Annotated in this window: 13 protein-coding genes; 9 read left to right on the top strand and 4 right to left on the bottom strand. The window is 57.5% G+C overall.

The genetic code is table 11. The annotated features are described in order from the left end of the window. Nucleotides 1-46: 46 nt before the first annotated feature. Entirely contained in the window at nucleotides 47-535 is a 489-nt protein-coding gene (locus AC2FH2_RS12060) for a DUF3576 domain-containing protein (protein ID WP_142637277.1), read from the bottom strand. 283 nt (nucleotides 536-818) lie between these two features. Between AC2FH2_RS12060 and AC2FH2_RS12055 the strand changes: the two genes are divergently transcribed. Both AC2FH2_RS12055 and AC2FH2_RS12050 read left to right on the top strand, forming a co-directional pair. Beyond that, nucleotides 819-1,856 (top strand): porin, encoded by a 1,038-nt coding sequence (locus AC2FH2_RS12055; protein ID WP_281973064.1) that lies wholly within the window; start codon nucleotides 819-821, stop codon nucleotides 1,854-1,856. Nucleotides 1,857-1,958: 102 nt separating this feature from the next. Then, nucleotides 1,959-2,618, top strand: a complete 660-nt coding sequence (locus tag AC2FH2_RS12050) for a YggS family pyridoxal phosphate-dependent enzyme (protein ID WP_142637099.1) — start codon at nucleotides 1,959-1,961, stop codon at nucleotides 2,616-2,618. Here the strand turns inward: AC2FH2_RS12050 and AC2FH2_RS12045 are convergent. Both AC2FH2_RS12045 and ribA read right to left on the bottom strand, forming a co-directional pair. Then, complete coding sequence (locus AC2FH2_RS12045; RefSeq protein WP_281995420.1) at nucleotides 2,602-3,102, bottom strand: L,D-transpeptidase family protein; 501 nt, start codon at nucleotides 3,100-3,102, stop codon at nucleotides 2,602-2,604. The two genes, AC2FH2_RS12050 and AC2FH2_RS12045, sit on opposite strands and share 17 nt — an antisense overlap. After that, nucleotides 3,099-4,193, bottom strand: coding sequence for a GTP cyclohydrolase II (gene ribA, locus AC2FH2_RS12040; RefSeq protein WP_271949672.1), 1,095 nt, complete (start codon nucleotides 4,191-4,193; stop codon nucleotides 3,099-3,101). Before ribA ends, AC2FH2_RS12045 begins: the two co-directional genes overlap by 4 nt. 163 nt (nucleotides 4,194-4,356) lie before the next feature. Here ribA and AC2FH2_RS12035 point away from each other — a divergent pair, with 163 nt between their 5' ends. The 6 genes from AC2FH2_RS12035 (at nucleotide 4,357) to AC2FH2_RS12010 (ending at nucleotide 8,365) form a co-directional block, all read left to right on the top strand. Beyond that, nucleotides 4,357-5,043: a response regulator transcription factor gene (locus AC2FH2_RS12035; RefSeq protein WP_142637092.1), complete on the top strand. Its 687-nt coding sequence runs from the start codon at nucleotides 4,357-4,359 to the stop codon at nucleotides 5,041-5,043. Nucleotides 5,044-5,271: 228 nt separating this feature from the next. Next, entirely contained in the window at nucleotides 5,272-5,664 is a 393-nt protein-coding gene (locus AC2FH2_RS12030; protein WP_271949675.1) for a GFA family protein, read from the top strand. Between the two features lie 71 nt (nucleotides 5,665-5,735). Next, nucleotides 5,736-6,524: an exodeoxyribonuclease III gene (locus AC2FH2_RS12025; protein WP_496692519.1), complete on the top strand. Its 789-nt coding sequence runs from the start codon at nucleotides 5,736-5,738 to the stop codon at nucleotides 6,522-6,524. Nucleotides 6,525-6,599: 75 nt separating this feature from the next. Then, complete coding sequence (gene trxA, locus AC2FH2_RS12020; RefSeq protein WP_281995418.1) at nucleotides 6,600-7,514, top strand: thioredoxin; 915 nt, start codon at nucleotides 6,600-6,602, stop codon at nucleotides 7,512-7,514. A 27-nt stretch (nucleotides 7,515-7,541) separates the two neighbouring features. Then, nucleotides 7,542-8,183: an LON peptidase substrate-binding domain-containing protein gene (locus AC2FH2_RS12015; RefSeq protein WP_496823704.1), complete on the top strand. Its 642-nt coding sequence runs from the start codon at nucleotides 7,542-7,544 to the stop codon at nucleotides 8,181-8,183. Continuing rightward, entirely contained in the window at nucleotides 8,180-8,365 is a 186-nt protein-coding gene (locus AC2FH2_RS12010) for a Trm112 family protein (protein ID WP_142637084.1), read from the top strand. The genes AC2FH2_RS12015 and AC2FH2_RS12010 overlap by 4 nt, the downstream gene beginning before the upstream one ends. Here the strand turns inward: AC2FH2_RS12010 and AC2FH2_RS12005 are convergent. Beyond that, on the bottom strand, nucleotides 8,362-9,624 hold the full coding sequence (locus tag AC2FH2_RS12005) for an FAD-dependent monooxygenase (protein ID WP_496823702.1): 1,263 nt from the start codon (nucleotides 9,622-9,624) through the stop codon (nucleotides 8,362-8,364). The two genes, AC2FH2_RS12010 and AC2FH2_RS12005, sit on opposite strands and share 4 nt — an antisense overlap. A gap of 53 nt (nucleotides 9,625-9,677) precedes the next feature. Here AC2FH2_RS12005 and AC2FH2_RS12000 point away from each other — a divergent pair, with 53 nt between their 5' ends. Further along, nucleotides 9,678-11,006 (top strand): amidase, encoded by a 1,329-nt coding sequence (locus tag AC2FH2_RS12000; protein ID WP_271949844.1) that lies wholly within the window; start codon nucleotides 9,678-9,680, stop codon nucleotides 11,004-11,006. Nucleotides 11,007-11,100 lie beyond the last annotated feature (94 nt).

Genomic DNA, 11,100 nt, shown 5'->3' with positions numbered 1-11,100 from the left:
CCGGGCATGAACCCGGCGTGGTAATATTGTGATTTGAAGCGGGTTGCTAGAGCTTGTTGTCCGCAATGCGCAGCTGACGGGCGCGGGACAGGATTGCATCTTCGATTGCGCGTGTGGTTGCCGCGCTGACCGGTGCACCCCCGCTGGTCTGCAGCGCAACCGACAAGGATCGTGCCGCCAGGGCGGGATCGCTGATGTGAACCGTGGCCCTGTATTGCCGTCCACCACCCGGAGGCGTGCCGTAACCTGTTACGATTACACCGGTAAAGGGATCGACTTCCTGCACGGGCAGAAAGTTAAGGACATCCAGCGAGGCAGCCCACAGATAGCGGTTCACATTGGTAACCTGCTCGGCGTCTGCGGTGTTGAATACATCCCAGATCGTTGAGCGATTCGGATCGTTCAGCTCACGCTCGTCCGAGCGACCGCCATCCACATTGAGTGGCGTTGCACTGGGTTCTGCGTTGCGATTCTGTCCGCAAGCCGACACCGCGGCTGTCACTATGATCAAACCGAAAATTGTCTGCAGGCGCATGTTGGACAGGTTCCGTTTCGTTGGTTTTAGGTTATTCACGTTACTCCTAGACAAGGTCTGGTTCGTCAACAAGCTTAATCTTGTCACATCCAGAGCAGGCTTCGGGGTTGATTCAGTGGGTAAATCAGACTGTGGCATCCTTGCACCAATTCTAGGTCAATGCGCGTCAGTTTTTATGCCAAGCTTGCGTGACAGGGGCAAAAAGGGCGAAACGGTTCCCGTGCTGAGACATGTGCCTAAGCACGTGTCGAGTTAAAAAACTTTTGAAACCGAGGGAAACAAGATGAAAAAAGTTCTCTTCGCATCGACCGCACTGATTGCAACCGCAAGTGTTGCAGCGGCCGAAGTTAAGTTCAGCGGCTACGGCCGTTTTGGTATTGGTTATCAGGAGGACCGCACAGCGGCCACCACCACCACCACTACCACCACCACTACTGCAAGTAGTGCAACTGTTCAGAACGTTAACGTGTTCGCGAACGACACTGACGACACAATCCTGGTCTCGCGCTTCCGCCTGAACATCGACGGCACAGCCGAAACCGATGGCGGCGTTGAGTTCTCGGCTCGTGTACGTCTGCAGGCTGACGAAGACTCGTCCACCGGCGAAGCCAACTCGGCTGGCCTGAACGGCGCGCGCTTCTCGGTCATCTACGGTGGTCTGCGTGTTGACGCCGGCAACGTTGCTGGTGCTTTCGACAACTTGGCAAACTACTACGGTAACGAGCCTGGCTTGGAAAACTTCATCGGTCAGTATTCTGCCGTTGACTATGGCTTCCTGGGTTACTCGTCGACCGGTTCGGGTTCGAACGCTGTGTTCTTCCAGTACGCAGTTGGTGACTTCGCCTTTGGTGCGTCGTACGATCAAGCGACCATCTTCCAGGGCGGTGGCAACACCACGAGCGCTGACCGTTGGGACGTAAGCGCGACTTACACCTTCAACAACATCACTGCAGCGCTGGCCTATGGTCAAACTGACGCGGGCGATGCTGGCGACGACCCAAGCCTGCTGGTCTTCACCCTGGGTGCAGAATTCGGCGACTTCTCGGGTACGCTGTTTGTTGCTGACGATAAAACCGAAAACGACCTGACCGACGGCACTGCTTGGGGTGTATCGGGTGCCTACAATGTTGGCGCCGCGACCACTCTGACCTTCGCCTACGGTGACGGTAACGCTGATGCGGACACGCAGCAGTACGGCATCGGCGCCATCTACGACCTGGGTGGCGGTGTATCGCTGCGCGGTGGTGTAGGTGTCAGCGACTGTGACGTCTGCGACGACTCGACCACACGTGCCGACTTTGGTGCACAGTTCAACTTCTAAGTTGATCTGAGCCGCAAGGTTTAAGGGCAGGTCTTCGGACCTGCCCTTTTCTTTTTGTCCGACATAGTGTTTTTCTTCGCCCATAACTGATCGAGGACCCAAATGTCGCTGCAAGAAATATCTGCCCGGATAACCAAAGCCGAAACTGCCTCGGGGCGGGACGTCGGGGCCGTGAAGCTGATCGCCGTGTCAAAGGTTCAGCCGAATGAGCGTGTAGCGGAAGTGCTTGCTTTAGGGCATCGCTGTTTCGGTGAAAACAGGGTTCAAGAAGCCGTCGGAAAATGGCCGGAATTCAAATTGCAGTACCCGGATGTCGATTTACATCTGATTGGGCCGTTGCAAACGAACAAAGCCCGTCAGGCGTTGGATCTGTTCAGCACGATCCATTCTGTTGACCGCCCCAAACTGGCCAATACTCTGGCCCGGCTCGCGCAAGAGGTCGGCACTTGCCCGGATCTGTTCATTCAGGTCAATACCGGTGAAGAGGATCAAAAGGCAGGAATTCTGCCCACTGAGGCAGACGCATTTATTGCCGATTGCCGCGGGCTCGACCTTCCGATTCAGGGCCTGATGTGCATTCCGCCTGTCGAGGAAGAGCCATCTCTGCATTTCGCCTTGCTTGCCAAGATAGCTGAACGCAATGGTCTGAAAGGGCTATCCATGGGGATGAGCAGCGATTTCGAGCAGGCCATTGCACTTGGCGCGACCCATGTGCGCGTCGGCTCGGCCATTTTCGGTGAACGAGTTAAGCCTGAGGGATAATCAGCCGCGTGCCTGGCTCGATTCGACGTGCGATCCACCGCAGATGGTCGCGCCGAAACGCAACGCAGCCTTCTGTAGGAAAACCGGGCCGTCGCCATTGATGCAAGAAAATTGCTGAACCGCGCCCAGCCACCGCATTGGGCCAGTTCCAGTCAGTGATCAGAACCAGATCGTAAAGCGGGTCCGCGCGGCGGAGTTTTTCGTGGCTGAAAGGATAAGGTGCGCTGACCATATGATTGTACTGCGCGTCTTCCACATCATCTGACCAGAGGTCCTGAGGACCGATTGGGATGGCCCAAGGCGACGGTCTTGCGAGCCGGTCGGGCCGGTACAGCATACCAACGATGTTGAGGCAGCCGGTCGGCGTGGCGCCGTCCCCCTCACGCTTGCTGTTGCTTAACCCACCTTTCCCGATCGAACAGGGAAAATACCCGCCGCGAAAACGAACGCCGCGGCGGGTTAGAACCAGATCTGCGGGTGTCACAGCAAATGTCCCGACTTGGCTGCTTTGGTGGCCAGATAGTCGCGGTTATGGGCAGTTTCGCCGACTTTCAGCGGGACGCGCTCGGTGACGGCGATGCCGGTCTTCTCCATCATCGCGATCTTGGCGGGGTTGTTGGTCAACAGCCTTACGGAACTGAAGCCGAGCAATTTCAGGATGTCCGAGCCCAGACGGAAATCGCGCTCGTCATCCTCGAACCCGAGACGGTGATTGGCCTCGACTGTATCGAACCCTTGATCCTGCAGGAAATAGGCGCGCATCTTGTTGGCCAAGCCAATCCCGCGGCCTTCCTGATTCAGATACAGAAGTACTCCTGCCCCTTCAGACCCCATCTGGGCCAGGGCCCCACGCAGTTGTGGCCCGCAATCACATTTCAAGCTGCCCATCAGATCACCGGTGAAGCAGGCCGAATGCAGCCGAGCCAATACCGGTTTGCTGCGGTCGGGGCGGCCGATCTCTATTGCGTAATGTTCCTCGCCGCCATCTTCAGGGCGAAAAACGTGCAGGCGCCCGGCTTCGGATACCTCCATCGGCAGTCGGGCGGCCACGACCTCATTCAAAAGGCTTCGATCCGACAGATGTGGCGCGGCGCGGGTATGGTCAATACATGTCAGGCCATGTGCAGTAGCGAAGGTTCGACCATCTTGAACAGGAACAACGATTGCCGCCGGCAGAAGGTGGGCTGACTTGGTCAAAGCAATGGCAATGCGATGCAGATTGGCGTTGCCCTGACGCTCTGTCATCAGTGGGCCTTTCATAGGCGCGTTCAGATCGTCCGAGGGATCGGCCACCGCCTGCACCCAGGCAACATCGGCATCTGCTGGAACGATCACACGCGCCAGGTCACCGTCATAGGCCCGTGCCTTTAATGTCTCGGCCCGTCGGACAGTCACTGCGACTACAGGATCGCCACCCAGACCTTGCAAGTCGGCAAGCCGCTGTGCGCTCAGCGTTTCCGACGCAATGGCCAGTACGCTAAAGCCGGTGTCATCCGTCAGGGCGACCGGCAAGCCCATGCGCAGGTCAGCCCGTGCCCGAGCAAGCAGTTCCGAGATATCCGGGATAAGACTCATCTGTTGTTACCCTGTAACGATCAGCCCTTCATGTAGCCTGATCAAAAGGAAATGTGAAACAATTCTTCATCCTGAGACACGAGGGCGTGAAACGGTTGCAGCAAACCTTGTTGATTGCATCTTTCGCGCGCAAGTGGTGGAAAAGGGCTTAGGAGGACCGGATATGGCACAGCTAAAGAAAATCCTGCTAGTGGATGATGATGAGGATCTGCGCGAGGCGTTGAGCGAACAGCTCGTGATGACCGAGGATTTTGATGTATTCGAAGCGTCGGACGGGGCATCAGCCATGGAGCGGGCTCGCGAGGCGATTTACGATCTGGTCATTCTGGATGTTGGCTTGCCCGACACGGATGGGCGCGAGCTGTGCCGCCTGATGCGCAAGCAAGGTGTGAAAAGCCCGATCCTGATGTTGACCGGTCATGACAGTGACGCGGACACCATCCTGGGTCTGGATGCCGGTGCCAATGACTATGTTCCCAAGCCGTTCAAGTTTCCGGTTCTTCTGGCACGTATACGTGCACAGCTTCGCCAGCATGAACAATCAGAAGACGCGGTATTTGTGCTCGGGCCTTATACTTTCAAGCCGGCGATGAAGATGCTGATCACCGACGAAGACCGCAAGATTCGACTGACCGAGAAGGAAACCAATATCCTCAAGTTCCTGTACCGGTCCGCCGACGGTGTCGTCGCCCGTGACATTCTGCTGCATGAGGTCTGGGGCTATAATGCCGGTGTCACCACACATACGCTGGAAACTCATATCTATCGCCTGCGTCAGAAGATCGAGCCCGATCCATCCAACGCGCGCCTTTTGGTCACAGAATCGGGTGGATATCGCTTGGTATCGTAACTTGATGTGGATTGACTTGGATCAAAGTGATACCCTGTAGACATCTTTAAGTTACTCCCAACCCGTACATGTCCGGGTAATGACATGTACCTCCCTGTTGGACTGCCGGGCCTGATGGCCCGGCCTTTTTTGTTTGTGCTGCAAAATGTTTTGCGGCTCCTAGCGGATTGCGACAAAGTATATGTTCATGTAATGTTCTATTTCTGGAGTGCAAAATTGGAGGCGAAAGTGATTCATGGAAGTTGCCTGTGTGGCGCCGTAAAATTCCAACTTACCAGTGAACCTTCGGTTATGGGAACATGCCATTGTTCGCGTTGTCGGAAGGCAGGTGCAAGCACTGTTGTCTTCGTCAAGAAAGATGATGTTGTTTGGCTGGACGGTAAGGACCGAGTTGTCACTTACCAGCCTGAACCGCCCTATAAATATGGCAGGTGTTTCTGCGATACCTGTGGGACGTCGCTTGGTGAAATTCTGGCTGATGCGGACAGTTTTCCGATTGCGGCTAATGCGCTGGACACTCCGTTTGATCTGAAAGTCCAGTTTCACGAATCCGTATCTGAGAAACCGCATTGGTACGAGATTTGCGATGATGCGCCCCAATCCTCAGGGCATCCGTCCTGATAATTTCTTTTACGATGGTACCTGTGAAAGCACCGCGTTAGGGTGCGCCAACCGCGACAGAGGAATTCCCTATGCCTTTTACTCTTGCCACATGGAACATCAACTCGGTCCGTCTGCGCGAGCCTATCGTGCTGAAATTGTTGCGCGAAGAGGCACCGGATGTTCTGTGCCTGCAGGAATGCAAGTCTCCGGTGGACAAGATCCCCACCGAAGGGTTTGCCGAACTGGGTTACACTCACATGGTTGCGCGCGGGCAAAAGGGGTACAACGGCGTTGCGATCCTGTCTCGCCTGCCTATGGTCGAGGCGGGCGACATGGATTTCGCAGATCTCGGCCATGCGCGCCATATCGCGGGGCGGCTGGAAAACGGTGTGACGATCCACAATTTCTATGTGCCTGCGGGCGGGGATGTGCCGGATCGTGAGGTGAATGAGAAGTTTGGCCAGAAGCTGGATTACCTGACCGATATGCGTGACTGGTTCCACGCGGAAAAGCCGGAAAAATCCATTCTGGTTGGTGATCTGAACATCGCTCCGCGTGAGGATGATGTCTGGTCGCACAAACAGTTGCTCAAGGTCGTTTCGCATACACCGGTCGAGGTCGAGGCTTTGGCCGAAACACAGGACTCAGGCGGTTGGGTCGATGTCACCCGGCAGGACATCCCCGAAGGGCAGCTTTATAGCTGGTGGTCCTATCGCGCGCGGGATTGGGACGTGGCCGACAAGGGGCGGCGGCTGGATCACGTCTGGGCGACCCCGGATATCTCGAATGCAGGCCATTCCAGCCGCGTTCTGCGCAACGCGCGCGGGTGGGAAAAGCCCAGTGATCACGCCCCGGTCTTTGCGACCTTTGACGTCTGACGTAAAACTCTGCCCTTGGTTTCCGGGTCAAGCGACTGCATATAGAGCGCAAGTTTAATCGAAAGAGTGACAGCCATGGACCTTCTGAACGGCGCAGACACCCCCGCCACCGATCTGATCAAGGACGGGACCGAAGCCACTTTTATGGCGGATGTGGTCGAAGCCTCGCAGGACGTGCCGGTCATCGTAGATTTCTGGGCGCCGTGGTGCGGCCCATGCAAAACGTTGGGCCCGCTGTTGGAAGAGGCTGTGACCGCCGCCAAGGGTGCGGTCAAGATGGTCAAAGTCAATGTGGACGAAGCACAGATGATCGCTTCACAGATGCGCGTTCAGTCTATCCCGACCGTGTATGCCTTTCACAAAGGCCAACCGATCGACGGATTTCAGGGCGCAGTGCCCGGATCCGAGATCAAAGCATTTGTAGATCGCGTGATCGAGGCGACAGGTGGCGAAAGCCCGGGTGGTCAACTGGACGATGCTGTCGAGGCTGCCGAGGAAATGCTGACCGAAGGTGCCGCAGCGGATGCCGCTCAGACCTTTGCTGCCATTCTGGGTGAGGATCCGAACCACGCCACCGCTTATGGTGGGCTGGTACGCGCGCATATCGCCACTGGCGATTTGGAGCAGGCCGAGGCAATTTTGAACGGTGCCCCGGCGGAGATTTCCACATCGCCAGAGCTTGAAGCGGCAAACGCACAGTTGGAACTGGCCAAGCAAGCGGCAGATGCCGGCCCGGTGGCCGAATTGACCGCAGCGGTTGAGGCCGATCCTGACAATCATCAGGCACGGTTCGATCTGGCGCAGGCCCTGCATGCCAATGGCGAGGTTGAAGAGGCGGTGGCGCAGCTGCTGGAAATGTTCCGCCGTGACCGTGAATGGAACGAAGGCGCGGCCAAGTCTCAGCTGTTCACGATATTTGATGCGCTCAAACCCAATGATCCGATTGTTCTGAACGGGCGGCGCAAGCTCAGCTCGATGATATTTGCCTAATTCTGGATCAGGGCTACACTCGGGTACATGATGCATCCCGCTGATCTGCCGGAAACGGTATCCGTTTTCCCTTTGCCCGGGGCGCTGTTGCTGCCCCGATCGCGCTTGCCGCTGCATATATTTGAGCCGCGCTATCTGCAGATGCTGGACGACGCTTTGAAGACCCAGGAACGGTTGATCGGGTTGGTTCAGCCGAATCCCTGTCAAAGCAACGAAAACAAGCTGCACAAAATTGGCTGCGCGGGGCGGGTGACGCAGTTTTCCGAAACTGAAGACGGCCGCTATCTGATCACTCTGACTGGCATCTCCCGGTTCCGTATTCAGGCCGAGTTGGATGCATTTACCCCATACCGCCGTTGTAACGTGACCTGGCGCGGGTTTGACCGTGATCTTGGCAAGGTCGAGCACGACGAGGGGTTTGATCGGGTGGGGCTTTTGAAGCTGTTGGAAAAGTTCTTTTCGTCGCGAAAGTTGTCGGCTGATTGGGATATGTTGAAAGACGCGAATGATGAACTGCTTGTGAATTCGCTGTCGATGTTGCTGGATTTTGATCCGGAAGAAAAACAAGCCTTGCTAGAGGCTCCCTGTTTGCGCACCCGGCGCGAGACTTTGGTGACACTGATTGAATTCGCCATGCGCGGCGGAGCGAATGAGGAAACACTACAATGACCACCGTTGAACACGCTTTTGACCGCCACATGCTTGAGGCGCTAATTTGTCCGAAGACGCATACAACGCTGCATTATGACGCTGAAAAGCAGGAACTGGTGTCAAAAGCGGCGGGTTTGGCCTTTCCGATCCGCAATGGCATTCCTGTCATGTTGGTGGATGAGGCGCGCGAGCTGGACTAGATCGCCCGACCCTGCAGTAGTTTTGGCAGGTCCCCGGTCAGGCCGGCGGCCTCGCGCACGAAACCGCGACGCAGGCCGGGTAGTGACCCGACGACGCCCATCCCGATATCCCGTCCGATCCGTAGTAGAGGATTGTCGTTGGAAAACAGTTTGTTGAATACATCCGTCGCCATCGCCAAAGACGCGGTATCAAACCGTCGCCATTCCTGAAAACGCTCCAAAACCAGTGGCGAACCAATATCTTCCCCGCGCCGTCCGGCCAGGGTCAGCACCTCGGCCAGGGCGCCCACGTCGCGCAGGCCCGCATTCAGGCCTTGGCCTGCAATCGGGTGCATTCCATGGGCTGCGTCTCCGACCAGTGCCATCCGTTCTCCGATGAAAGAGTTGGCGATGGTCAGGTTCAGCGGATAGGTAAACCGATCTCCGGCCAGACGGATTTCGCCCAGGAAATCGCCGAATCTGGGGCGCAGGACCTGCAGATAGTCCTCCTCGGGCAGGGCGTTGATGCGCTTGGCCATTTCTGTTCGCTCGCTCCAGACGATAGAGCTGCGATTGCCGGTCAGAGGCAGAATGGCCAAAGGGCCGGGTGGCATGAAGAACTGATGCGCGATGCCGTGATGCGGCAAGTCATGTTCGATGGCGCAGACCAGCGCGGTCTGCCCGTAATCCCATCCTGTGCGTTTGATCCCGGCACGTTCCGCTGTGCCGCTGCGACGCCCATCGCATCCGATCAGCAGCGCACCCTTGACGACCGCGCCATCATCCAATGTCAGGCTGACGCCTGTTCCCGAGGTCTGCTGTGACACTACCGTCTTGCCGCTGATCTGGGTAATGGCCTTTTCCGCGGCCATCGCGTCCAGAAAGGCACGGCGCAGGTGGCGGTCTTCGACCATAAAGCCCATCGGACCTTCTTCGATCTCGGCATGGTCGAAATGCATGAAAAACGGCGACGGGCCAGCGCCTGCATGGCCATCGGTGACCTTGATTTCGAGCATTGGCTGGGCGTGTTTGGCAACCCGTGACCAAACCCCAATCGCCTCTAGCAGGCGCTGCGAGGCCAGGGCCAACGCATAGGCTCTGCCGTCAAAAGCCGCATTTTTGCGAACCTTTTCGGCCAGCGCGTCAATGACGGTAACTCTGTGCCCTGTTTGTGCCAGTGCCAAAGCCAAAGCGGGGCCATTCAGGCCGCCGCCGACGATCAGGATATCCGAGCTCTGTTCCATGCTGCGCACTATGCGCGCCCATTCGGGATTGTCCATGTGCGGTCCTGTCGCTACCGTCGCTGGGAATGCAGAAATTGAAGGGGGCAGTGATGCAGGATTGGTTGTCGATGACGGCTTGTGATCTGGGTCGGGGCATTGGCATGGGCCAGATTGACCCGGTTGAACTGACAGAGACCTTTCTGACTGCGATAGCAGCCCACCCGCATCGCGACCGAATCTATGCCCGCGTGACCGAAGCGCGCGCCCGAGCCGAGGCTGAGGCGGCGCAGGAACGGGCAAAGCTGGGATTGCGCCGATCATTGTTGGATGGGGTGCCGATCAGTTGGAAAGACCTGTTCGATACTGCCGGGACTGCCACCGAGGCAGGAACGGCACTGCTGAAAGACCGGGTTCCCAAAACTGATGCAATCGTGCTGCGAAATGCCAGTGCCATGGGCGCGGTATGTCTTGGCAAAACCCATATGAGCGAGCTGGCGTTCTCGGGTCTGGGCCTGAACCCGATCACCGGAACACCGCCCTGCATCGATGATGAGGATGCGGTTCCCGGCGGGTCATCCTCGGGGGCTGCGGCGTCCGTGGCTTGGGGCTTGGCGGCCTGCGCGATTGGCTCAGATACTGGCGGGTCGGTGCGGATACCGTCAGCCTGGAACAATCTGGTCGGGCTGAAAACCACTGCCGGGCGGGTCAGCCTGGAGGGTACAGTCCCGTTGTGCCTGCGGTTTGATACCGTTGGACCGCTGGCCCGCTCGGTCGAAGATGCGACCCATATGCTGGCCATGCTGGAGGGCGGGACGCCAGCTGATTTGCGCGGAGCCAATCTAAAGGGGCGTCGTTTCGCGGATTTGCAGACTGTCGCCAAGGATGATTTGCGCGCAGAGCCACGTGTCGCTTACGAGGATGCCCTGGATCGGTTGCGTGAGGCCGGTGCAGATATCCTGCCTCTTGAGGTCCCTGAACTAGCCGACGCGATGGGGCTGTCGGGGGTTCTTTACACCACCGAAGCCTATGGCCTGTGGCGAGATGTGATCGAGGCCAACCCAGATGTGATGTATCCCGAAATACTCGAACGGTTCCGTGCTGGACGAAATGCTTCAGGCCCCGATTATGTTGCAGCCTGGTCAAGGCTGAAGGCGTGTCGCGGTGCATGGGACGTGGCCACTGCCGGGTTTGACGCCGTTTTGGCCCCAACTGCACCGATCCTGCCGCCCAATCTTGAACGGCTGATGAGCGATCACGACTATTACGTCACCGAAAACCTGCTGGCATTGCGGAACACCCGGATCGGCAACCTCATGGGGCTGGCAGCGCTGACCTTGCCGACCGGAAAACCGGGCTGCGGGCTGATGATGATGGGTTATCCGGGGTCCGAAGAGGCGCTTTTGCGGCTTGGTTCCGCGGCCGAGGCCGCATTGGCCTGAATGCCACAATCCCCTGATTCGGCGCCTCTTTGTCTGGACGAAGCCCCGCCCGGACTGTAACCTGCTTGAAAACGGGGCGAAATGATCCCGATAT

This window comes from Ruegeria sp. YTSA105 (assembly GCF_059610225.1).
This window is presented reverse-complemented; position numbering and strand designations above follow the sequence as displayed.

What these genes read in the sequence shown, in the direction of transcription:
- AC2FH2_RS12060 (WP_142637277.1), bottom strand. Translation starts at nt 535, where the DNA reads ATGCGCCTGCAGACAATTTTCGGTTTGATCATAGTGACAGCCGCGGTG.
- AC2FH2_RS12055 (WP_281973064.1), top strand. Translation starts at nt 819, where the DNA reads ATGAAAAAAGTTCTCTTCGCATCGACCGCACTGATTGCAACCGCAAGT.
- AC2FH2_RS12050 (WP_142637099.1), top strand. Translation starts at nt 1,959, where the DNA reads ATGTCGCTGCAAGAAATATCTGCCCGGATAACCAAAGCCGAAACTGCC.
- ribA (WP_271949672.1), bottom strand. Translation starts at nt 4,193, where the DNA reads ATGAGTCTTATCCCGGATATCTCGGAACTGCTTGCTCGGGCACGGGCT.
- AC2FH2_RS12035 (WP_142637092.1), top strand. Translation starts at nt 4,357, where the DNA reads ATGGCACAGCTAAAGAAAATCCTGCTAGTGGATGATGATGAGGATCTG.
- AC2FH2_RS12025 (WP_496692519.1), top strand. Translation starts at nt 5,736, where the DNA reads ATGCCTTTTACTCTTGCCACATGGAACATCAACTCGGTCCGTCTGCGC.
- trxA (WP_281995418.1), top strand. Translation starts at nt 6,600, where the DNA reads ATGGACCTTCTGAACGGCGCAGACACCCCCGCCACCGATCTGATCAAG.
- AC2FH2_RS12015 (WP_496823704.1), top strand. Translation starts at nt 7,542, where the DNA reads ATGATGCATCCCGCTGATCTGCCGGAAACGGTATCCGTTTTCCCTTTG.
- AC2FH2_RS12010 (WP_142637084.1), top strand. Translation starts at nt 8,180, where the DNA reads ATGACCACCGTTGAACACGCTTTTGACCGCCACATGCTTGAGGCGCTA.
- AC2FH2_RS12005 (WP_496823702.1), bottom strand. Translation starts at nt 9,624, where the DNA reads ATGGACAATCCCGAATGGGCGCGCATAGTGCGCAGCATGGAACAGAGC.
- AC2FH2_RS12000 (WP_271949844.1), top strand. Translation starts at nt 9,678, where the DNA reads ATGCAGGATTGGTTGTCGATGACGGCTTGTGATCTGGGTCGGGGCATT.